20 protein-coding genes and 1 tRNA gene are annotated in these 23,480 nt (G+C 37.3%); 7 read left to right on the plus strand and 14 right to left on the minus strand.

Annotated elements, in window-relative coordinates:
* Nucleotides 1-15: 15 nt before the first annotated feature.
* On the minus strand, nt 16-801 hold the full coding sequence (locus HMPREF0693_RS04390; protein WP_004243741.1) for an AraC family transcriptional regulator: 786 nt from the start codon (nt 799-801) through the stop codon (nt 16-18).
* A 121-nt stretch (nt 802-922) separates the two neighbouring features.
* Between HMPREF0693_RS04390 and HMPREF0693_RS04395 the strand changes: the two genes are divergently transcribed.
* The gene (locus HMPREF0693_RS04395; RefSeq protein WP_004243742.1) at nt 923-1,843 is read left to right on the plus strand and encodes a DMT family transporter; all 921 of its coding nucleotides are present in this window, start codon (nt 923-925) and stop codon (nt 1,841-1,843) included.
* Between the two features lie 568 nt (nt 1,844-2,411).
* Here HMPREF0693_RS04395 and fabB read toward each other — a convergent pair.
* Complete coding sequence (gene fabB / locus HMPREF0693_RS04400; protein WP_004243743.1) at nt 2,412-3,623, minus strand: beta-ketoacyl-ACP synthase I; 1,212 nt, start codon at nt 3,621-3,623, stop codon at nt 2,412-2,414.
* Nucleotides 3,624-3,827: 204 nt separating this feature from the next.
* Here fabB and mnmC point away from each other — a divergent pair, with 204 nt between their 5' ends.
* Complete coding sequence (gene mnmC, locus HMPREF0693_RS04405) at nt 3,828-5,867, plus strand: bifunctional tRNA (5-methylaminomethyl-2-thiouridine)(34)-methyltransferase MnmC2/FAD-dependent 5-carboxymethylaminomethyl-2-thiouridine(34) oxidoreductase MnmC1 (RefSeq protein WP_004243744.1); 2,040 nt, start codon at nt 3,828-3,830, stop codon at nt 5,865-5,867.
* A 90-nt stretch (nt 5,868-5,957) separates the two neighbouring features.
* Here mnmC and HMPREF0693_RS04410 read toward each other — a convergent pair whose 3' ends face one another.
* The 7 genes from HMPREF0693_RS04410 to prmB form a co-directional block, all read right to left on the minus strand.
* Complete coding sequence (locus HMPREF0693_RS04410; protein ID WP_004243745.1) at nt 5,958-6,506, minus strand: GNAT family N-acetyltransferase; 549 nt, start codon at nt 6,504-6,506, stop codon at nt 5,958-5,960.
* 101 nt (nt 6,507-6,607) lie between these two features.
* Nucleotides 6,608-7,504, minus strand: coding sequence for a hypothetical protein (locus HMPREF0693_RS04415; protein WP_004243747.1), 897 nt, complete (start codon nt 7,502-7,504; stop codon nt 6,608-6,610).
* Between the two features lie 321 nt (nt 7,505-7,825).
* Nucleotides 7,826-8,098, minus strand: coding sequence for a YfcL family protein (locus tag HMPREF0693_RS04420; RefSeq protein WP_004243748.1), 273 nt, complete (start codon nt 8,096-8,098; stop codon nt 7,826-7,828).
* A 136-nt stretch (nt 8,099-8,234) separates the two neighbouring features.
* The gene (locus HMPREF0693_RS04425; RefSeq protein ID WP_004243749.1) at nt 8,235-8,789 is read right to left on the minus strand and encodes an elongation factor P hydroxylase; all 555 of its coding nucleotides are present in this window, start codon (nt 8,787-8,789) and stop codon (nt 8,235-8,237) included.
* Between the two features lie 16 nt (nt 8,790-8,805).
* A complete protein-coding gene (locus HMPREF0693_RS04430) occupies nt 8,806-9,606 on the minus strand; it encodes a sulfite exporter TauE/SafE family protein (protein ID WP_004243750.1) in 801 nt (266 codons plus the stop codon).
* 172 nt (nt 9,607-9,778) lie between these two features.
* Nucleotides 9,779-10,864 (minus strand): chorismate synthase, encoded by a 1,086-nt coding sequence (gene aroC / locus HMPREF0693_RS04435; RefSeq protein WP_004243753.1) that lies wholly within the window; start codon nt 10,862-10,864, stop codon nt 9,779-9,781.
* Between the two features lie 88 nt (nt 10,865-10,952).
* Complete coding sequence (gene prmB, locus HMPREF0693_RS04440) at nt 10,953-11,831, minus strand: 50S ribosomal protein L3 N(5)-glutamine methyltransferase (protein WP_046334445.1); 879 nt, start codon at nt 11,829-11,831, stop codon at nt 10,953-10,955.
* Nucleotides 11,832-12,279: 448 nt separating this feature from the next.
* Here prmB and HMPREF0693_RS04445 point away from each other — a divergent pair, with 448 nt between their 5' ends.
* Nucleotides 12,280-12,834, plus strand: coding sequence for a Dps family protein (locus tag HMPREF0693_RS04445; protein WP_004250672.1), 555 nt, complete (start codon nt 12,280-12,282; stop codon nt 12,832-12,834).
* Nucleotides 12,835-12,986: 152 nt separating this feature from the next.
* Nucleotides 12,987-13,529 (plus strand): endonuclease SmrB, encoded by a 543-nt coding sequence (smrB, locus tag HMPREF0693_RS04450; RefSeq protein WP_004243759.1) that lies wholly within the window; start codon nt 12,987-12,989, stop codon nt 13,527-13,529.
* A gap of 54 nt (nt 13,530-13,583) precedes the next feature.
* Here the strand turns inward: smrB and sixA are convergent, their stop codons facing one another.
* The 4 genes from sixA to HMPREF0693_RS04470 all read right to left on the minus strand — a co-directional run bounded on the left by sixA (nt 13,584) and on the right by HMPREF0693_RS04470 (nt 18,496).
* On the minus strand, nt 13,584-14,057 hold the full coding sequence (gene sixA, locus HMPREF0693_RS04455; RefSeq protein ID WP_004243761.1) for a phosphohistidine phosphatase SixA: 474 nt from the start codon (nt 14,055-14,057) through the stop codon (nt 13,584-13,586).
* Between the two features lie 433 nt (nt 14,058-14,490).
* Nucleotides 14,491-16,659, minus strand: coding sequence for a fatty acid oxidation complex subunit alpha FadJ (gene fadJ, locus HMPREF0693_RS04460; protein ID WP_004243763.1), 2,169 nt, complete (start codon nt 16,657-16,659; stop codon nt 14,491-14,493).
* Nucleotides 16,659-17,963, minus strand: coding sequence for an acetyl-CoA C-acyltransferase FadI (gene fadI, locus HMPREF0693_RS04465; RefSeq protein ID WP_004243765.1), 1,305 nt, complete (start codon nt 17,961-17,963; stop codon nt 16,659-16,661). Before fadI ends, fadJ begins: the two co-directional genes overlap by 1 nt.
* Before the next feature lie 236 nt (nt 17,964-18,199).
* A complete protein-coding gene (locus HMPREF0693_RS04470; RefSeq protein ID WP_004243769.1) occupies nt 18,200-18,496 on the minus strand; it encodes a YfcZ/YiiS family protein in 297 nt (98 codons plus the stop codon).
* Between the two features lie 345 nt (nt 18,497-18,841).
* Here HMPREF0693_RS04470 and fadL point away from each other — a divergent pair, with 345 nt between their 5' ends.
* Nucleotides 18,842-20,203: a long-chain fatty acid transporter FadL gene (fadL, locus tag HMPREF0693_RS04475; RefSeq protein ID WP_004243772.1), complete on the plus strand. Its 1,362-nt coding sequence runs from the start codon at nt 18,842-18,844 to the stop codon at nt 20,201-20,203.
* Between the two features lie 75 nt (nt 20,204-20,278).
* Here fadL and mlaA read toward each other — a convergent pair whose 3' ends face one another.
* Entirely contained in the window at nt 20,279-21,022 is a 744-nt protein-coding gene (gene mlaA / locus HMPREF0693_RS04480) for a phospholipid-binding lipoprotein MlaA (RefSeq protein WP_004248410.1), read from the minus strand.
* 1,321 nt (nt 21,023-22,343) lie between these two features.
* On the opposite strand from mlaA, the gene HMPREF0693_RS04485 reads away from it, so the two are divergent.
* Together HMPREF0693_RS04485 and HMPREF0693_RS04490 are read left to right on the plus strand one after the other, a co-directional pair.
* Nucleotides 22,344-23,039 carry a fimbrial protein gene (locus tag HMPREF0693_RS04485; protein ID WP_004243775.1) on the plus strand — a complete coding sequence of 232 codons (696 nt, stop codon included), beginning with the start codon at nt 22,344-22,346 and terminating at the stop codon, nt 23,037-23,039.
* A 326-nt stretch (nt 23,040-23,365) separates the two neighbouring features.
* Nucleotides 23,366-23,440, plus strand: a tRNA-Arg gene (locus HMPREF0693_RS04490).
* Nucleotides 23,441-23,480: the final 40 nt, after the last annotated feature.

Consider the following 23,480-nt stretch of genomic DNA (forward strand, 5'->3'; position numbering starts at 1 on the left):
ATATGAAAAGAAACCTTAACCATTGGGTAAGCGACGAAATCTTTCTGGTGTTGTTCCAGCAAATTGCTGAAACATGGCAATAAATGAGGATGATGAGCTATATCCAACATCAAAGGCCACATCATTAACACTTTTTCCTTGCTCTAACAAAGAGATAGCATGTAAAAAACGTAATCGCTTACGCCATTCACTAAAAGACATGCCTAACTCTTGCTGACAACGACGTGATAAGGTTCTTTCTGAGGTATAACGTTTTTTTGCCCATAATTCTAATGAGGTATTATCAGCAGGATTTTGCTCTAATGCTGCCAAAACGGGTGCTAACAGCTTATCTCTTGAGGAAGGTAAATAGGTATGGTGAATAGGAGATACTTTTAGTTGGTCTATTAACACTTGAGATAAACGTATATCTTCTTTTGTTTGCGGTTTACAAACGCCACGACGGAAGAAATCGGCAAAAATCGTCGAAAAAATAGGACTTAGTTGAATAAGACAGGGTTTATCCAATAAACCTTCACACCAACTGGGTGCAATATCTAGCACCTTAAAAGATAAGGTTTTTTTATTGTAGCTTGCGTGCCCTACTTTTTCAGGGATCCATACACTAAATTCAGGTGGCGCTAAAAAACGCTGCCCGCCAGCTTCTAAATCCATTACTCCAGAGATCACATAAAGCAATTGACCAAACTCATGTTGATGATAACGAAATTCAGTTTCTGCAAGCAATTGCTCATCACGAAAACGGACCGTATCTGGATCAGAGAGTAACCACTGCATCTCTTTTTGTTGTTCAATTGTCATCTTAATGTTGCTCTTTTATCGTTTTGTCTTTATTGGTCTATCGGTTGTCTGCTTTTCATTATATATATCTAATCAGACAGGCTTACAATAGCCATCTGGTTTAAAAATAGATGTGAGAATAATGAAAAGTATAATCTTCCCGCTGTTAGCGGTACTTATTTGGTCAATTAATGCGGTTGTCAATAAAGCGGCAACATCTGTGATAGATCCAGCCGCTATCTCATTTTATCGCTGGTTCTTAGCATTTTTACTGATGACGCCGTTTCTATTAGTCCCTGTTTGGCATCATCGTAAAACCGTAAAACAATATTGGTGGAAATTATTTATTCTCGGCGCATTAGGTATGGGGTTATATCAAAGTTTAGCTTACTATGCGGCTTATTATGTGACAGCAACCTTTATGGGAATATTGAATTCACTTATTCCATTATTAACCGTTATTATTAGTATTTTTGTACTGCGTGTCGTGCCTACTGTAGGGATTGCACTCGGAACTATTTTATCTATTAGTGGACTTGTCTGGTTAGTCAGCCACGGTGATCCTTCACAACTCCTTTCTCAAGGATTAGGACGTGGTGAATTAATGATGTTTATCGCATCAACTGCCTATGCATTTTACGGAGTACTTACCAAACGTTGGTCAATTCCTTTACCTAATTGGCAGTCTCTATATGTACAAATAGGTTTTGGTGTTTTATTACTAATACCTAATTTTCTTACCGCAGAAAGTATTGCATTAACAAAAGATAATGTTGGATTAGTTATTTTTGCAGGGGTTGGAGCCTCTATTTTAGCGCCTTATCTGTGGATCTTAGGTGTAATGAAATTAGGTGCAAATACAACCTCTATCTTTATGAATTTAATTCCTCTATTTACCGCAATGATCGCTGTAGCGGTGCTAGGTGAAGAGATGCACAGTTATCATTTTATTGGTGGAGGCGTTATTTTATTGGGAATATTCTTAGTACAAAAACTAAGAGCACCACTGAATTTCCGTCGTCAATCTGTCACAAAAAAAGCAGATTGTCAGCAGGAGATGTGAGTCAATGTCAGCTAGACTATAAATAAAAAAATACCGGCTAAGCAATTAGCCGGTCACTTTGCTCCCCTAGTTTTTATAAATAAAAACCAAGGCAAGAAAATCAAAGTATAAAATATAAAGTAATACAAGTATCCGTTGCAAACATTACCAACTTTTATATTAAATATCTCCTGCTTATTTAATATAAAATAATCCAGATCAATTTTTCCCCTCACCTTTTTAATGCTATCGATATTTTCATTAAGTTAACTATTTATAAAATAAAGGATTTAATCTATAAAATCAGTTTTTAATTAAATGATTGATTTAAAATTATAGTGAAAACAACTAATTTTAAACAATTAGATAGTTATTTTATCTATTGGATCTGTATGATAAAAAAATGACAATCAATAAGATTATGCTTTAATAATATTTACAGCATTTTTTTAACATCGTTTTCTAGAAAACCAAAAGGATCTTTATTTATTTTGCAGAACAAATTTATTTATACAAAAAATAAAAAAGCAGTCACTTATTATAAGCAACTGCCTTTATCATTTATACAAGGAAAACTAAGTATAACTAACTATTTCTTATACTTACTCATCACAAGTGAAGCATTAGTGCCACCGAAACCAAAGCTATTTGACATCACTGTATCTAATTTTTGCTCTGTTGGTTTGGTAATGATATTCATACCATCCGCTTTATCATCAAGCTCTTCAATATTAATACTTGGTGCGATAAAGCCATGCTCTAACATCAGTAGACTGTAAATGGCTTCATGAACACCTGCAGCCCCTAATGAGTGACCTGTCATTGCCTTAGTTGCAGAAATAGCCGGTGTTTTAGTTCCAAAAACTTCAGCAATCGCTTCAAGCTCTTTTAAATCACCCACAGGCGTTGATGTGCCATGAGTATTGATATAATCGACATGATCAATACCTTGCATTGCCATTTGCATACAACGTACGGCACCTTCTCCCGATGGAGCAACCATGTCAGCACCATCAGATGTTGCACCATAGCCGACAATTTCAGCGTAGATATGCGCACCACGTGCTAATGCGTGCTCTAATTCTTCAACAACCACAATACCGCCACCACCAGCGATAACGAAACCATCACGGTTTTTATCATAGGTACGAGAAGCTTTGGCTGGTGTATCATTATATTTTGTTGAAAGTGCCCCCATAGCATCAAACTCACAGGTCATCTCCCAACTTAGCTCTTCACCACCACCGGCGAAAACCACATCTTGTTTACCTAATTGAATTAATTCAACCGCATGACCAATACAGTGTGCTGATGTTGAGCAAGCTGAACTAATTGAATAGTTAACGCCTTTAATTTTAAACGGTGTAGCTAAACAAGCTGATACACCAGACGCCATTGCACGAGTTACCATATAAGGACCTACACCGCGTAGACCTTTAGCTCTCATGCCGTCCGAACCTTGTACTTGGTTACGAGGAGAACCACCACCGGAGCCGACAACTAAACCAGAACGAATGTTAGAAACTTGATCTTCTGTTAGACCTGAATCTTCAATCGCTTGTTGCATAGATAAATAGGCATAAACCGATGCATCACTCATAAAACGGCGGATTTTACGGTCAATAAGACCTTCAGTATCAAGCTTAACATTACCCCAAATGTGGCTACGTAGCCCCATCTCTTTAAATTCTTCTGAGAAAGTTATCCCGGAACGGCCTTCTTTTAAAGAGTCCAGCACTTCTTGCTGGTTATTACCAATGCTCGAAACAATACCCAGACCCGTGATCACTGCGCGCTTCATTTATACCTCTTTACAATAATAGTTGTAGCTGCGGGATTTCTGAATAGCACTTTAGCGTACACTTGTACGCTGAACAAGTCCGATCAGGATCTTTTTTACAAAAATGCAGATAATATGAAAAATCTCTGCGTACTCAAAAGGTGGAAGATGCTTAAGAACAGCGTTAAGATAGCCCATTATTTTTGGTAAAATACAGGTAGTTCCGTGAATAACACTGCTATAAATACCGCCTCTTTAAGTTGGAATGAACTTGGTACTCCGATTTCAAAACAGTTTGATGACATCTATTTTTCCAACCAAGATGGTCTTGAAGAAACTCGACATGTATTCCTACATGGAAATCATTTTCCATCTCGTTTTGGTACACATGTACGCTCTGAGTGTGTTATAGCAGAAACCGGATTTGGCACAGGATTAAACTTTTTAACACTGTGGCAAGCCTTCGAGCAATTTCGTCATCACTCACCTGATGCGTCATTAAAACGTTTACATTATGTCAGTTTTGAAAAATTTCCTCTGACTAAAGCTGATTTGCAAACAGCCCATAGCCATTGGCCAGAACTAGCACAATATTCAACAGCGCTTTGTGCACAGTGGCCTTTACCTATTGCCGGTTGTCATCGTCTTATTCTTGCTAATGGCGCGATAACGCTTGATTTATGGTTCGGTGATATCAATACATTACTGCCACAAACTCGCCAAGCTTTACATAATAAAGTTGATGCGTGGTTTCTTGACGGCTTTGCACCAAGTAAAAACCCACAAATGTGGAGTGAAACATTATTTCAAGCAATGGCAGACTCGATGCGTGAAAATGGCACTTTTGCCACCTTTACCGCAGCTGGGATAGTAAAACGAGGATTGCAACATGTTGGTTTTGAAATAAAGAAAATAAAAGGCTTTGGTCAAAAAAGAGAAATGTTAACAGGGGTATTTCCCCATCCTCCTGCCAATGCATTTGTTCCCTACTATGCCAGACCTTGTGCTACACAAACAAAAGATATCGCCATTATCGGTGGGGGGATCGCCAGTGCATTAACTGCGCTCGCCTGCTTAAAAAGAGGCGCCAAAGTCACGCTCTATTGTGAAGATACACATCCTGCGGCAAATGCCTCAGGCAATCGGCAAGGTGTGTTATATCCATTACTTAATGGTAAATCTGATGAGTTAGAACACTTTTTCACTAACGCTTTTTTATATGCCCGCCGTTATTATGATGAGTTAAACCATAAAGGCGTAAACTTTTCACATCAATGGTCTGGTGTTGCCCAAGTTATCTATAATGAAAAAGTACGCAAAAAAATAGCGCGAATAATCGAGCATTCCACACCTTTTTCTCAACTCGCTCATTATGTTCATCAAGATGAAATGAATTCACTTTGTGGATTAGCTATCAACCAAGATGGTCTTTTTTATCCTCAAGCAGGTTGGCTTTCTCCCACAGAGTTAACCACCAATGCATTAAAATACGCTCAACAACAAGGTCTCAAGCTACTCTTTGAACATCAAGTCACTCAATTAACCTCACAACAACAGCATTGGCAGTTAGAGGTGACTCACCAAGCAACAACGTATAAAACACAACATGATTGTGTTATTTTAGCTAATGGGCACCGTATTACTGATTTTATACAAAGTGAAAAACTGCCTATCAGTGCAGTAAGGGGTCAAGTTAGCCATATTTCAACGACACCTGATATCGCACAATTAAAAGCGGTGCTCTGCTATGATGGCTATTTTACGCCGGTTGATCCTCAAGATAATCTGCATTGTGTTGGGGCAAGCTTTCGTCGTGATCGACTAGATTTAAATGTTTCAATTGAAGAGCAACAAAATAATCAATGGCATCTCACACACTGTTTAGCACAATCACCTTGGGCACAGCAGGTAGATTTTAGTGATAACGATGCGCGTGTCGGGATCCGCTGTACAATAAGAGATCACCTTCCTTTATTAGGTGAAGTACCCGATTTTGAAAAATTAGTTGTCGCCTATACGCATTTAGATCGATTTAAGCGTAGAAAGCAAACACCTATTTTGGCGCCGAGTTATCATCAGCTTTATATTATTAGTGCATTAGGTTCACGTGGTTTATGCTCTGCACCTTTATCTGCGGAGATCTTAGCAAGCCAAATCTTTGATGAGCCATTTCCTGTAGAAGATAGTGTGTTAAATGCCTTACATCCTAATCGTTTCTGGGTAAGACCATTACTGCGCGGAAAAGCCATTGAATTAAAATCATAGGATCAGTCACTGAAATTACGGTTGATATTTAAGTAACTATTGTTAATGGGTTACTTAAATATCTTTATAGTATTTAAATTATTATAGTATTTAAATTTCACACTTCATCGCACAACGCATTTCTCTCGCAAATCCCCCATGCTCTACTTCATTATCTAAAATTTGTTGTAAAGAATAGGGTATTTGATGCTCAAGTAAGATATGGAAACCTAAACGCTGATAATAGGGGGCATTCCAAGGGACATCGCGGAAAGTCGTTAACGTTATCGCATTAAATTGCTGTAATTTAGCTTCATTTTTTACAGTCTGGATCAGCAATTTACCAATCCCTTTATTTTGCCAATCTTTACTTACCGATAATTCATGAATAAATACACTTTCAGGTAATTGTTGCGTCATGATAAAACCAACGGGATGATTGTCATGATTAACAGCAACCCAGTGGGCATGTTGATGGATAAATTGAATATGCGCCTCAACACTTTGTACACCACTTTCGCTGATCCAACTTAATTCTTTTATGCTGCTAAATAACTCTCCTGCCGATTGTTCAATCTTCGGTAGTTGGTTGGCATCAGCCAATTGAGTTGGCCGAATAGTGATCTCGTGAGTGGCGATTTTATTTGATGCGTTGGTCATAAATAATCTCTTTTATAACTTGCTATTTGCTTATTAAGAGTATCAATTACCTATAAAAAAACCATCCATAAGGATGGCTTTTTATCCGTTCTACCAAAAATTTAATCTCTAGGTAAGATCCCATAAGATTGATATTGGCTCGCTTGGTGAATAAAAGAATTATAGTATTTATTATCTTCAACAGAGTTTTTTACTGCTCTTTCACTATCGGCTTTTGATAACTTATTTATTGCTTCATGTAATGGTGTTTTAAGCTGTTTATGGATATTAGGATCATTACTTTCTTTAATTTGATCAAGCAATGCAACCCAATTTTCTGCCTCTGCTTGAATATCAGGATCAGTAAATTGTGGTTGAGGTAAACTGTAGTCTAACGCTAGATTAACAGTATCGTTATACTCATCTTGAGGGGAAAGTGGTTTTAGATCTTGACCATAATCAGTCATAATATATTGGATTAATTCAGGTTTATCAAAACATTTGGTTTTGATGTTCCCCATTTCGTTTTTATTATGGCTTTTAATTTCACTGGGGAAAGGTTCACCTAACGTATAAGTACATTTAAATACATTGCCATCAATCAAGGTAGCATTCGTGCTTTGTAATGGCATTTCTAACTGATAGCCATTAATAACCACTTTATATTCTGTTGGTTTAAAGCGATCTCCCTTACCTTGTACAGCATAGACTTCAGATAAACGGTAATACATAAAATTATCAGGATTTAAAATTCCACCATTGTTGTTTTCATACACCATAAAAGTGGATTTATTACCTGCACTATCTTGTAAACTATGTTCGCCCGGTGAGAGTGTTAAATAACCACTTTTACCCGGCTCAACCTGATATGTTTTATCATCAACAACAAAGCTCATGCTTTTTTCACTGGGATTACTGTAATAAAACTTATCTTTTTTATTATCTAAATCAAGTTGATCACAGGCAGATAAAACCAATACCGTGCTAGCAATAAGGCTTATTTTAAAGAAATTTTTCATCGTATTGTTATCCTTATCATAAATATTTTATGCAAATCATTTGCATCCCGAGAAACATTCCTAAAAAACATTTAAAAGTAATTTGGCAGAAATGGCAAGGAGTAACAAAAGATAGCACTATTATGCTTTAATCAATGAAAGAGACATCGACTTTGAAAAATCAAATAAAAACAATTGATAAATAGTAAGGAGAATTTTTGTATAAAATCCTTTCTTTTTCAAGCTCAACTGTCTTAAACAAGGTTTTCGATGTGGTTAATCGTTAGCAATCAAAGAAAAACAACCGATAGTATCGGTTGTTCTCAATATAGGTTATTTATACTAATTAATCGAGTTAACTAAATCATGCCACGTCGATAAAACCAATATTTGATCAGGAGGAGAAAGCTCTCCTGCTTTGATAGCTTTTTGAATGCTCTCTTCTACACGGGATTTTAATGCTGATAATTGCGTATTGTTTTCTTGCTCAAGCTCCGCAATCGCTAAAGTGATGTGGCCTTGTAAATATCCACCAGCAAATAATTCATCATCCGTAGCATGTTCAACACGGCTATCAATTTTATCTAATAAGTACGTTTCATACTCAGAAAGCATTATTTATCCTCAATATATAATGTTGCTATCAGATTTAAGTCACTCAATGTTTCAATAGCAACCTTATTACCTCAGGCTTTATTGGTTTACTAAAACCTGCGCAGTGGATAGACGAGGATAGTTTATCTCGTCATCCTTAATTAACGAGGGGATTTTCCTGATAAGGAAATTGCTCCGGCGTTAACTCAGGTGTATTGTAAAACAAATGTAACGCATTAATAAATAGCTGTGCACGTGGCGGGATATTTTTATCGCGCAAATAAGCTAATACTTGCTCTCTCACCTTGTTTCTAAACTGGTAACGGTCTGGCTCAAAATCCCCGTCTAAATTATCGCAACTCACGTTAAATGGATAATTGGCTGCTTGGCAGAATAACCAGTCAAGAGCTTGAGGCTTGATTTCAACTCGTTCAAACTGCTCTTGAGTCACTTGATCTCGCCCATCAGGACAATACCAATAACCATAATCAACCTGCTGACGACGCGCATCCCCAGCAATACACCAATGCGATATTTCATGTAATGCACTCGCGTAAAATCCATGTGCGAAAATGATTTGGTGATAAGGTATCTCTTCACTCTTAGGCAAATAAATTGGCTCGTTATCACCTTTAACTAAACGTGTTTGGTAACTATCGCTAAAACATTGATTAAAAATATCAATTAACTGCTGATAATGATGTGCTGACATTTAAAAATTATCTTTCCTAATTAAAAAGTGCAGAAAACCAAAGTGCAATAGTATCACCATGATTGTCATGAATGAGTTTGATGCTCATCAAAAAGGAGATAATGACCAGCATTGGTCTAATTAATTTTTGTCCTTTGGTTAACACCAACCCTGCACCTAAGCGAGCACCAATAAACTGCCCGCATAACATAACTAAACCTATGGTCCAAATTACCTGTCCACCAAGAATAAAAAATAGCAAAGAGCCAAAATTAGAGGTGAAATTGAGTAATTTAGCATGTGCTGTCGCCTTTGAGAGATTATAACCAAGTAACATGACATAACCTAAAGCGAAAAAAGATCCCGTTCCAGGACCAAAAACACCATCATAAAAGCCAATACCACCGCCAATAATAACCCCGAAAGTATAATAGCCAAGACGTTGCTTACTATCCTTAGCTCCGATAGATGGTGTTAATAAAAAATAGAGACCGATTGCGATAGTAAGAACAGGTAGCGCTTGTTTTAGTAATTCAGGATTAATAAATTGTACTAACATCGCACCAGAAACAGCACCAATAAAAGTCATAAAAATGGCAAAGCGCTGTGCTTTTAAATCAATGACGCGACGACGAATAAAATAGAGTGTGGCTGAAAAAGAACCGCCCACTGATTGAAGCTTATTTGTTGCCAACGCTTGTACGGGTGATATTCCCGCAGAGAGCAAGGCAGGAATAGTGATCAACCCACCTCCGCCAGCAATAGAGTCAATAAAGCCTGCTAATACAGCAACAAAAAAGAGTAGAAGGTAGATGCCATCTGAAAATAGCCAATCCATTTATCTATCCGAATTATCAGAAATGAGGGGGCGTGTGTTACTGCTTTATTTGATTATTTTAAATAAAAACAGTAACACTATCTGAGCATAGAATAATAAGGCGCTCACACCTTTAAAAACTCATAGCAAACTTACTACAGATTATTCGCTGTATTATTGATGTAAGCTAAGATCACCATTGCATTAATGGAGGAATAACATCACCACATTGACCCCGTTGACGTAACGCATGATCAAGTAACACAATAGCCATCATAGCTTCTGCAATAGGAACAGCTCGGATACCGACACACGGATCATGTCGCCCTTTGGTGATCATATCGACTTCTTCACCTTGTCGATTAAGCGTCTTACCAGCAATAGTAATACTTGAAGTTGGCTTTAAAGCAATGTGTGCAATAATAGGTTGACCACTACTAATGCCACCTAATACCCCTCCCGCGTGATTACTGCTAAAACCTTCTTTGGTAATTTCATCGCGGTTTTCAGTCCCTTTTAAGGTCACCACATCAAAACCATCTCCGATTTCAACGCCTTTTACTGCGTTGATGCTCATTAACGCATGAGCCAAATCGGCATCAAGTCTATCAAAAACGGGTTCGCCTAATCCTGCAGGTACACCTTCTGCAACCACGGTAACTTTGGCACCTATAGAATTACCCTCTTTTTTTAGCGCTCGCATATATTCATCAAGGGCATCTAGGCGAGAAGGATCTGGGCAAAAGAATGGGTTGGTTTCTACAATTGACCAATCAACTAACTCACAACTAATCGGCCCTAATTGAGATAAGTAACCTTTTACTTCAATACCAAATTTTTGTTTAAGGTATTTTTTGGCAATAGCCCCCGCTGCGACACGCATGGCGGTTTCTCGAGCAGAAGAGCGTCCCCCGCCACGATAATCACGTAAACCATATTTCTGTTCATAGGTGTAGTCTGCATGCCCTGGGCGGAATACATCTTTAATTTCGCTATAATCTTGAGAGCGCTGATCCGTATTTTCTATTAATAATCCAATACTGGTTCCCGTTGTTACACCATTAAAAACACCCGATAAAATACGCACTTGATCAGGCTCTCTACGTTGTGTGGTATAACGTGAAGTTCCCGGTTTACGTCTATCTAAATCAACTTGTAGATCCGCTTGCGTTAAAGGTAATCCGGGAGGAACACCATCCACAATGCAACCTAACGCTGTGCCATGAGACTCACCAAAAGTGGTTACTCTAAATAATTGCCCGATACTGTTTCCCGCCATCCCTCAATTCCTATCTTATGACTGACTGTGTGATGTTATTAATATGTTATTTGCAACCATAACAATCTACCGTTTCATCACATTGACATCAACGTTTATCGCTAGCAAAGCTATCTGAAAATTCGACAAGTTGCTCACGCGTTAACATAAAGACACCAATGCCTCCCTTTTCAAACTCAAGCCAAGTAAAAGGAACTTCAGGAAATTGTTCGATAAGATGCACCATGCTATTACCGACTTCGCAGACAAGAATGCCTTTTTCGCTTAAATAATCAGGTGCTTTTAGTAAAATTTGTCTGGTGATATCTAAGCCATCCACACCAGAAGCCAATGCAAGTTCGGGTTCAATATGGTATTCATCAGGCAAGTCACCCATATCTTCAGCATCAACGTAAGGTGGATTCGTCACGATAATATCGTATGGTGTAGGAACAATTGCCTCAAAGAGATCAGATTGCATTGGATAAACACGATGAATTAAACCATGATTTTCAATATTAAACTCGGCAACTTCTAACGCATCAGCTGAAATATCGACTGCATCGACTTCTGCTTCTTGAAATTCATGGGCGCAAGCAATAGCAATACATCCACTGCCAGTACATAAATCAAGGATACGGGTTGGCTCTTGCCCAATCAGTCCAGCAAAATGGTTATTAATCAATTCACCAATGGGAGAACGAGGGATCAAGACACGTTCATCAACATAAAATTCATGTCCACAAAACCACGCTCGATGCGTTAAATAAGGCACAGGAATTTTTTGTTCAATACGAACCTCAATAAGTTGAATGATTTCCATTTTTTCAGAGGTTGTAAGTTTGGTTGATAAAAGAGCATCAGGAATATCTAAAGGAAGAGCCAGTGTAGGTAGAACAAGCTGTAACGCTTCATCCCATGCGTTATCCGTACCATGACCATAATAAATATCTGATGAATTAAACTGACTCATAGCCCAACGTAACATATCTAAGATCGTGCTTAAATCAGCTACGGCTTCTTCTTTTGCTGTGATATCCAAAACTGTTGTCCTCTGACGGATCTGACGAAATAGAAAGTCTGTAGTTTGCCATGAAGATCGTGATAAATCAGCGTTAGATAATAAAAAAAGACAATATTATTAAATTCATCTCGTTTTATCTTTATGATGAAACAAATTCAATATTAGCCAGATAAACCAAAACAATCACACAATAACCATACAATCAACTAACAACAAACAAAAAACCAGAACAAATAATTATATTTATCACTTTAACTAGTAATTATAAGAAATCGATCCATACTTATTTACATGTGATTTATTATTGAACTGAACAGTCAGTAATATCAATAACATCTTGTTCTGCAATTGGTTGTTCTGTTTACGATGTTGTTCTCTCAATAATACTTTTTCGATTTATTAGGAGATGAAAATGAGCAGTAAAAAACTAACCCCTGCTGAAGTTAATGATGCACATAAACTCCAAACCCGTCCTCTATCTACCCCTACAGATTTAGCACCTAAAGCAACAAAAGAAGTTAGTGCAGCGATGAATGCTATTCTTGCGGATGTGTTTGCTTTATATCTAAAAACAAAGAACTTCCACTGGCATGTGAGCGGTCCTCATTTTCGTGACTATCATCTAATGTTAGATGAACAAGGTGATCAGCTCTTTGCCATGACAGATCCTATTGCCGAGCGTGTACGTAAAATTGGTGGCATGACATTACGCTCTATAGGGCAGATCTCAAAAATGCAACGTATTAAAGATAATGATGCTGAATTTGTTGAGCCTTTAGATATGTTAGCTGAGCTATGTCAAGATAATCAATTACTTGCAGCAGAACTGAGAAAAGCACATGTTGTCTGTGATGAAAATAACGATATCTCTACCGCAAGCTTAATTGAAAATTGGATCGATGAAACAGAGCGTCGTACTTGGTTCTTATTTGAAGCTTGTCGACGTGCAGAAACATCAGGGCACTAATTAATCTATTTGCTAGCTATGTGACTATTTTGGCAGGGATCCCCCCTGCCTTTTTTGTTTCATCTATTTAACAATAGTTTTTTATCTCCCCTTATATTTAAGGTACTATTATTTATAGATATAGATGATAGCAATGATGAAGAACGCTAAAAATGAACAAAAAATTCATATTACCTCCTTCAGAAATAGAATTATTTCAGGAGATGATAAAAGGCACCAAAAAGCTCCCACAAGATAAAATACGCCACCAAACACCGCGAAAAAAAGTGACTCATTATCCAACAGAGCGATTACAGCAAGAGCAAATAGATGCTTCTTACTATTTCTCCGATGAGTTTCAACCTAACTTGGCAACAGAAGGCCCGATGCGTTATTTAAGAGAAGGGGCAAATGCGTACGAGCTAAAAAAATTGCGTCGTGGTGATTATGTACCAGAGTTTTTTTTAGATTTACATGGATTAACACAATTAATCGCCAAACAAGAAATTGGTGCCTTAATCGCGGCCTGTAGAAGAGAGCATGTGTATTGTGCCTGTATTATGCATGGGCATGGTAAACATATTTTAAAACAGCAAACCCCTCTTTGGTTAGCTCAACACCCTGATATTATTGCTTTTCATCAAGCACCAAAAGAGTGGGGAGGTGATGCTGCACTATTGCTGTTAGTCGAAAATGATGATATTGCGCGTCGTTAACATCACCGAATAAATCAGAACAATATAAATAACATATAGACTTTATTCGGTAATTTATTTTAAGTTTGCTGGGGAGACTTGCCACAGCAATTTCCCCGAGCCTGTTGATAAATCAAAATCAACACAAGCAATCGTTGAGGTTGAAAACATCGGAGCACTCACTGTTGGACAAAGCTCTGCCACGACATACCCCACTAAAGGTAGATGTGATATAACTAGAATATTGTGATATCCCACTTCCCCTAATGCCCTTAAATAATGAGCAATATGATCAGGATTGCCCCCAGGAATAAGCCCTTCATCGGTTTCTATCTTAGCGGATAATACTAAGCCTTGTTGCACAACATTCAGTGTTTGTTGTGCCCGCAAATAAGGACTAACTAAAACATAATCGATACTATGATCTTGCTGTGTCATCCAATTCGCCATGGTTAATGATTCATATTCACCACGCTCTGTTAAAGATCGTAGTGCATCACTGGGCGCATCAAAAGTAGCCTCACCGTGGCGCATAATAAAAATTTGCATAATCAATATAAACCTATTTTGTTGTTATCATTTCTAAGGGTATCAATACATAAAGCAAGTAAGAATAACAAATATCTAGTCTTAACCAAAAGCCCCAAACAAATAATACGCTATTTTATCCAGTAAATTTGCTCTATTTGGTATATTTTAACACCAAAAAATTATATTTAATCTCTTATTAAAACAAACTGTCTTTAGAATATACCATTGGCGTTTATTGTCCCCCAAAAACACTTTTCACTCAGCTATCATTAACATTTATAAGCCGATTTTTCATTAATAATAACACCTTGTTTAATCAGCGCTTAATTTAGCGAAAAACGCCGTAAACCCTCGCCCAATGAGTGAACTGCATCTCAATTATATAGGTACAAAAAAAGGCGCATAAGCGCCTTAATCATCCTTTCTACTCATTACATTATAGAATAGATAGTTAGCTATAGAATCGTTCATTTAACTTGGCCATTGCTGCTAATCGCTCACATGGCTGGAACTTTTCACCGTATTTTTCAGTTAATTGATTAAGCTTATCGACTATTTTTGTTGTTCCCATACTATCTATATACCGGAATGGTCCACCAAAGAAGGGAGGAAAACCAATACCGAAAACAGCACCAATATCACCATCCCTAGGTTGTTGAATAATGTTTTCATCTAAACAACGAACAGCTTCATTAAGCATAAGCAATAAACAACGTTCGGTTATTTCTGAAGCCGATAACTGATTTTTAGGTTTAACCTGTAATAAGCGATAAATCATCGGATCTGCACGCTTTTTATTTTTTCCTAAAGAGAAAGGTAAGGCATGCTGATTATAGAGATAAAAACCACGACCGTTTTTACGCCCTTTTCTGTCATCCGCAATAATCGCATCCACCGCGGGAGGAGATGCAAAACGCTCACCAAACTCATTGACTAAAATAGGCGTTATTTTAGTACCAATATCAATTCCCACTTCATCTAAAAGTTGAATGGGGCCGACTGGAAAGCCAAATTGAACTAATGCTTTGTCAATATTCTCTATCGTTTCCCCTTCAACCAAACAGGTTAAGGCTTCACTAATATAAGGGGCGAGAATTCGATTGACATAAAAACCGGGTTTATCTCCTACCACAATGGCAACTTTGCCTTGTTTTTTAGCAAAAGCAACGGTTGTGGCGATTGTCTTAGCATCCGTTTTTTCATGAGGGATCACTTCAACTAAGGGCATTTTTTCAACGGGACTAAAATAGTGCAGCCCAATTATTTTTTCTGGATATTGTGCTTTTTCAGCAATTTTATGGATAGGAAGAGAAGACGTATTTGAAGCAAAGATGATCTTGCCTTCACCTAAGGCTTCAATATCAGCCACCATTTTTTGCTTTAAAGCCAAATCTTCAAAAACAGCTTCGACAATAAGGTCAGTTTGATGGAAACCGCTATAATCCAATGTCCCTGATAATAACCCCATTTGTCTTTGGCGTTCACGAGCAGAGAGCCGTTTTTTCTTGACCTTAGTTGATAACGCTTTCCAACTATAGTTAAGTGCCTGCGCAATACCTTTATCACTAATATCTTTAATTCTAACGGGTAAATTACCTTTTGTTGCTGTCACAAAAGCAATACCGCCCCCCATTAACCCCCCACCTAAAATACCTATATGGTGTAAGTTATCTGGCTTTGCAGATGATCCTGTTTCATTTTTCAATGCTGTTGAGGCAAAAAAGAGATGCCGTAATGCAGATGAAACCGGGGTCATGGCTAATTCACCAAACGCATTAGCTTCTTCTTTAAAACCTGTTTGAATATCTTTCTCTAAGCCTCGTTCAATAACGTGAAGAATACGCTCTGCCGCTGGGTAATGACCTTTGGTTTTAGCTAAAGTGCGCTTTTTAGCTTGATCAAAGAGGATATTTCTTCCTAATGTGGTATTTGCCCAAAAACGCTCCATAATAGTCTGTTTTTTAGCAGCTTTTTTAGCTGTTAAAATCCATTGGGCTGCAACATCTAATAAAATAACTTGTGGTACAACGTCATCAACTAAGCCAAGCTTGAAAGCCCGTTTGGCATTAATTTGTCGTCCAGTTAAAATCATATCTAAAGCGGTCGTAACCCCTATTAAACGTGGTAATCTTTGGGTTCCCCCCGAACCTGGTAGTAATCCTAATTGAACTTCAGGAAGGCCTAAACGTGTTTTACTGTTATCGGAGCAAATTCGCCCATGGCAGGCTAATGCTAGTTCTAATCCCCCACCTAAACAGGCGCCATTGATGGCTGCGACGACAGGCAAAGGATAATTTTCTAATTGAGTAAAAAGATCTTGCCCTGCTTTCGCTAATGCGGTGGCCTCTTCTTTGGTTTTGCAATCTGCAATCATTGATATATCAGCACCAGCAATAAAATTATCAGGTTTACCTGATGTGATAATTAATCCTTTTACACCTGAATGTTGCTGAGCCTGTTTTAATACATTTTGAAACTGTTCAACAAAAGCAGCTTTCAGTGTATTGACCTTTTCATCTACAACATTAATGGTGATAATTCCGACCTTATCGGGACGTACTGAAAACTGGAATACCGGTGATTTCTCAGATGAGGTTTGTATCCTTTGTTGAGTCGCCATTATTCCACCTCCAAAATCATCGCTGCACCCAATCCGCCCGCAGCACAAGCTGTTGTTAAACCAAAGCCACCACCTCGGCGTTTCAGTTCATGTAATGTTTGAGTCACCATTCTCGCCCCTGTTGCAGCAAAGGGGTGTCCATAAGCAATAGAGCCACCAAGAACATTGAATTTATCCATATCAACTTCACCTATTGCTTTTGACAGTCCAAGTTGCTCTTGAGCAAATTTATCACTTGCAAATAAGGTTAAGTTACTCAACGTTTGAGCCGCAAAAGCTTCATGCATATCTATTAGTGTTAAATCACTCAAAGTAAGACCGGCTCTTGATAGTGCTAACGGAGTCGCATAAGAAGGCCCCAGTAACATATCTTTCCAGACATCAATGGCGGTAAAAGCATAGCTACGCAGATAACCTAAAGGTTGATAGCCTAAACTTTTGGCAACAGACTCTTTCATCATTAGCACAGCAGCAGCACCATCCGTAAGAGGCGTACTATTAGCCGCTGTCACACTACCGTGGCGCCTATCAAAGGCGGGCTTCAATTTTGCGTAAGAATCAAGTACAGAATTTTTGCGGATATTATTATCTTGATGAAAACCTGATTTATAGGGTGGGAAAAATGCCGTCATAACTTCGTCATTTAATTTTCCCATTTCCCACGCTTTGGCAGCTAATTGATGAGAGCGATGCGCTAATTCATCTTGCGCAACTCTTGAAATATGATAAGTCTTAGCCATCTGCTCAGCAGTATCCCCCATACGTAAACCTGTGGAATACTCAGCCACTGCGGGTGCAACGGGTAGCAGATCACCAAAACGTAGTTGACTTAAATAACTAAGCCGTTGCCCTAATGTTTTCGCTTTACTTAAACTGAGTAAAACATCGGCTAATTTTTTACTCACGCCAATCGGTAATACAGAAGATGAATCTGCGCCACCAGCAATACCCACTGAAACATGACCTGCCAACATACTTTCAGCCACATTAGCAATAGCCTGAAAACTCGTTGCACAAGCACGGGTTACACTATAAGCATCTGTTTTTACACTTAGCCCTGCGCCAAGTACAATCTCGCGGGCAATATTCGGTGCGGCAGGCATTTGTACTACTTGACCAAACACCAGTTGATCAATAATTTCAGGAGGAATTTCATTACGGATCACTAATTCTTGTACAACCGAGCGCCCCAGCTCAACCGCAGGGATCCCCCGATAAGCGGTTGCTTGTTTAGCAAATGGGAGACGCAATCCACTGACAATCGCAACACGATCTTTTATGGTACTGCTCGCTGATGACTTCATAACGACTCCTGACAAAATGAATTCCTAACACCAAAGAGGTCTGACCTGATTAATAGAGTTAACAAAATTTTCACTTATCAGAAACATCATTTTATAAGAAGTGGGAGTTAGCGCTCATTATTTCATTCAATTAGCTGTAACTCGAAGAAAACAATAAAAGGAAGGAATAAATAATGATAAAAAATAAAAAAGGCTACTGAATTTCAATAGCCTTGAAGAAGTTTAATTTCAAAGGATTAACGTAATCCTAATTGGAAGATCAGATTTTCTGCTTCACAAGAGAAAGTAAAATCAGCGGTTAATTGAACGCCACCTTCAACATCAGCAAATTGATGTTTAATTTGGCAAGGTTCAGATGCAGTGGCATTAGCTTTAGCTGTTAGCTCATTTAACATCGCTTCAGCTTGAGCCTTATCGGCAAAAACGTGCTGATAAGATGCGGTACAATTTTTGTTGTCGATAATAGTACCAACATCAACACAACAACAAGCAGCTGTTTCTTCTGCATTACAACGATTAATTGCGTCTGCCATTTTAGTCTCCCAACAAAAGAAGTGTTAATTATCTATCATAATAGCAAAAAAATAAAATAACCTGCGTTAGCTCAAATTAACCTACAATTTTACAAAAAAAATTGATTTTACTGTTTGTTTAATAAACAAAACCATCTTTATTGGCATTTAATGTAAAATTAATGTTAACCAAATCCCAAATTTTAAATCAAAATGAAAATATATATAAAACAAACTTGCAACATTACCACTATTCATCTTTATACTTAAGCAACTGGTCTGATTTGTCATAACGACAACCGCACCTAAAATCCAGCGCTTCTAATCAGAAGTTACTTATTTAAAAAAATTATGAGGGTTTAGGTCATGAACCGTAAAAACCTGTTTACTCGCACAGCTCTCGCTGCCATTGTAGGAACACTTTCCTCTTATGCAAGCGCTGCCGGTTTTCAGTTAAATGAATATTCAACTTCAGCACTAGGTCGTGCTTTTTCAGGAGAAGGCGTTATTGCAGATGATGCGAGTGTAGGTAGTCGAAACCCTGCCGCATTGACCATGTTTGATCGTCCTGAGTTTTCCGTTGGTGCTATCCATATTAATCCCAGTGTTGATATTAAAGGTAAATCCCCACTCTCTGGCGCCAGCACTAATGCCGGCGATATCGCCCCAAGTGCTTTAGTCCCCAATATTCACTTTGTTGCGCCTATCAACGATAAATGGGCAATTGGTGCATCAGGTACTACTAACTTTGGTTTAGCTACCGACTTTAAAAAAGATTACCCAGCAGGTTTAATTGGCGGAAAAACTGATTTAAAAACCATGAACTTAAATTTAAGTGCAGGTTATCGAGTTAATAAACAATTTAGTGTCGGTTTAGGCTTAAATGCGCTCTATGCTGATGCTGAAATTACCCGCCATGTAGGTGAAGCCGGTAAGCTATTGGGTGGTGCCTTATCTCAACATCCAGATCCTGACTATCAGGGATTAGGCCGTTATTTATCAGGCTTATCGCCAAGTGATCGTTTTGCACAATTAAAAGGGGATGCTTGGGGCTTTGGCTGGAACGCCGGTTTATTATATGAGTTTGATGAAGATAACCGTATCAGCTTCACTTATCGCTCTAAAGTAAAAGTGAAATTTAAAGATGGTGATTATCAAAGTGATATCCGCTCATTACCCGCACTAGAAGGTATGGGGGTGGTTGGTACTAATGGAGATACTATCAAAGGTAAATTAGACCTTAACCTACCGGAGATTTGGGAATTTGCTGCTTACCACCGTGTCGCCCCTAAATGGGCTGTCCATTATAATTTAGCTTATACCAGTTGGAGTGAGTTTAAAGAGTTAAGAGCAACACGTAAAAGTGATGGTCAACAACTCTTCAACAAAGAAGAAGGCTTCCGTGATGCATGGCGTATTGCATTAGGAACCACTTATTACCATGATGATAATTGGACATTCCGCACCGGTATTGCCTTTGATGATAGTCCTGTTCCTGCTGATAAACGCTCTATCTCGATCCCTGACCAAGATCGCTTCTGGTTAAGTGCGGGGGCAACCTACGCATTTAATAAAGATATGTCTGTGGATGTTGGTTTAGCCTATATGCACGGTAAGAAAGTGACAATTAAAGAGAAGCTATCTGAAAGCTTACCATTGCCGGCTTATGAATTTGAATCATCAGGTAAAGCATGGTTATACGGTATGAACTTTAACTATCGCTTCTAAGCTGATTTGCTACTTTAAATACAAAAAATGGTCTTAAAAAAGACCATTTTTTATTTAAACAACCAGATAAACAGATTAATCGATAGAATCTAAATCATCTTCAATCGCTTTTGCGTTTGGATTTTCACCTGTTTTCCCGCCATTAGCATCGAAATCATTTTTTTGGAAATAGGCTTCACGCATCATTAAATATGGATCAGATGAGTTTTGTAAAATTGCATCTGAATCTAATAATTGAGCTCGCGTTTCAATACCTTCAAGGGCCCATTTACCCGCAGACATCCAGAAAGTGAGGTAACTCAGTACTGGATAGGTGGCATCAGCCCAATCGCCCCCCTCTTCTCGCACTGTAAAGCTGCCATAGCCCGGTAATACCACATAAGGGCCATATCCCACACCATAATGCCCTAACGTACTACCAAACCTTACAGGAACTTCTTTTTCCATTGATTCTCTAGACATTCCTGCAACATCGATTAAACCACCAATACCAAATACGGTATTGATCCAAAAACGCCCGAAATGCTTAGCCCCTTTTTCAAAATCTCCACGTAAAATGCTATTTAGCATACTTGCTGGCTCTTCAAGGTTACCTAAGAAATTCGATAGTCCATTACGTGCTGGTGGTGGAACATAATCACGCCATACTACGGCTACAGGTCGTAATACGTAAGGATCTAAAACATAATAGTTAAAATTAAACATCTGGCGGTTAAACCCTTCCAAGGGATCAGAACGACTGTCACCATTGTTAGGTGTGCTTGCACATCCTGAAAGTAAAGCTACTAAAAGAGCAACACCGCACAGGCGATACTTCATAATGTTCTCCGCTAACTGTCCTATGATAATCAGAGCATAGGTCACTATTCATCATCTTTACATATAATACTGTCAATAGGCGATAAGTGATACTGTTATTCGTTTTTAATCTTATAAGAACATTCGGGATTTATTTTTATCCAATAGAGCTAACTATGCCCGATTGATAAAAATATTTTAGATTGTTTTTTATGCAAAACACCTATAGTTACATAGTTCAAAGAAGAAGTAATTCGCAATAATCAAGCTAAGAATTTTCTTACCTTAAAGTATCTATCTATATAAAAAATACGCTATTTTATTTGTTATTTTTATCCACTTTATATCAAGAAATAAAAAAACATAAAGATATATATACAAATTTCCCTATCCAAATAAAACATAAAAATAATTTATCAATATTTTTTAATTATAATAAGCAAAATTAGAATAGGTTAAATATAGTCATAAATAGATAAAATAAAGATATCATGATTAGGCTATCAATAGCTAAATTATCATTTTCGATATTAGGATATAATGAAGAAAAATTTCTCTATTTTTCCTTGCCGACCCATTATATCATCAAGTTTTACCAGATACCTTCAGCTAAGTTACAAATTAATCGAGATATCAAGCCACCAACATACACTATCAATTATTCCTGAAAATGCTAAGTATGCATTAGGCTCTCAACGTAGCGATATTAAAACATCCTGTAATGTAGATACTTTTTTAACATTTACAGTTTCAGATTTGTTTGTAGAAAATAAAGCTAACACATGGAAAAAACTTTAGTGTAACTTTAGAAACCAGAGGAGCAGAAAGTAATGTAATTTATTGATATATAAATAAATTAAAAAACCTCTAAATAAAATATAGATATTCCTGAAGAATTTAGATTATATAGAGCAAGCTACTATTACATTTAGTTTTTGAATTTAACATTTAAACAAAATGAGTAATAAATATCACATTATAAGTAAGCTATTATTAATAATCTCTTTTTGATGCCCCACTACATATAAAATCAAAAAGCATTAAAATTTTCATTACTCATTATTAAAATGGGCAGAAATAACAATATAACCATTAACGAAATGATTATACTTTTATGATAAAAATTCAAACAATAGCTTTACGATTCATTTTAAATAAAACATTTTGTGATATTCTAAATTAGATGAAAATAATAAAATATTTTCAATAACATCATAATTTGATTAAACAGACTAAAATAAAAGAAAATACTTAATTTTAAAACTTAAATAATAATTTAAAAGGGGTATCATAATCCTCTAATTTAATAATTCATTATTCATTCACGAAAAGGAAGAGTAAAATGAAAAAGAATTTTCTCTATTTTACCTTACTAGCGGCTATATCAACATCAGCGCTAGCTGTAACACCTTCGGCTCAATTACAGATCAATGGGGATATAAAACCGCCAACTTGTACAATCAATAGTTCTAACAATACAGAAGTTGTCTTTGACTATGGCCGCATATCGCCAAGCTTGATACCACAATCTTCAAACTATCAATATGTGGATATGAAACCAGAAACAAGCATCAGTATTGAATGTGATGCTAAAACTTATTTGACTTTTATACCTACTGACACATATGGTGATGTGGATCTTGATTATAATACTAGTTTTGATAGTGCTTGGTTTCGCTTAGTTGATAAAGCCAACCCAGATAAAGCTGTTGGGGCTTCATTTTTTAATTGGAAAGATGCAACTGTTGACGGAAAAACGGCTTTTATAAGCCGAGCAACACCTAAAACAGCTGAAGTGGGGGTGTCTGTCTTAGTTAAAAATAATATTCATGGGTGGACATCAGAGCAACAAGAGGATGTATCCGCCGCATCTCTTAAATTAGTCTCAGGTGAAATCTTTACCACAAAATTTATACCAGGAATATCATCTCATACATTTATTCTTTCTCGTGATAAGCTAGCTAAAAAAGCGATAGATATTAGTAATGGACTCGATTTTATTGGTGAGGCCGTATTAACATTCTCTTTCGGTGTTTAAAAAGTTTAACAAAAGCACTCTCACTATATTAACAAGCTATTAGCTTGTATACATTAAACGGGTAGGAGCCTTCTTTATTTTATTTCCCTCCCGTTTATTGCTTTAATTTTTTATGACTCATTCAATTAACCTACTAATTTTATATTTATCATTTTTATTACGATCTACTGTGACAATATAAAAATATAGAAATAGCTATTAAGGCAGTATTATCATTGATTACAAAATAAACCTTGCTAACTCAATGACTAAATACCTTGATCCCTCCACCACAAAAACGGTACTATACGGACACTGAGAAACAGTTAAGCACCCTCTCGCAAAATGTTCCCTTAGTTAAATGGATATAACGAGCCCCTCCTAAGGGCTAGTTACAGGTTCGATTCCTGTAGGGAACGCCAATTATAACAACCTATCATTTTACCCACTGCTTATTCTTGC

It is taken from the genome of Proteus mirabilis ATCC 29906 (assembly GCF_000160755.1).
Classification (GTDB): Bacteria; Pseudomonadota; Gammaproteobacteria; order Enterobacterales; family Enterobacteriaceae; genus Proteus; species Proteus mirabilis.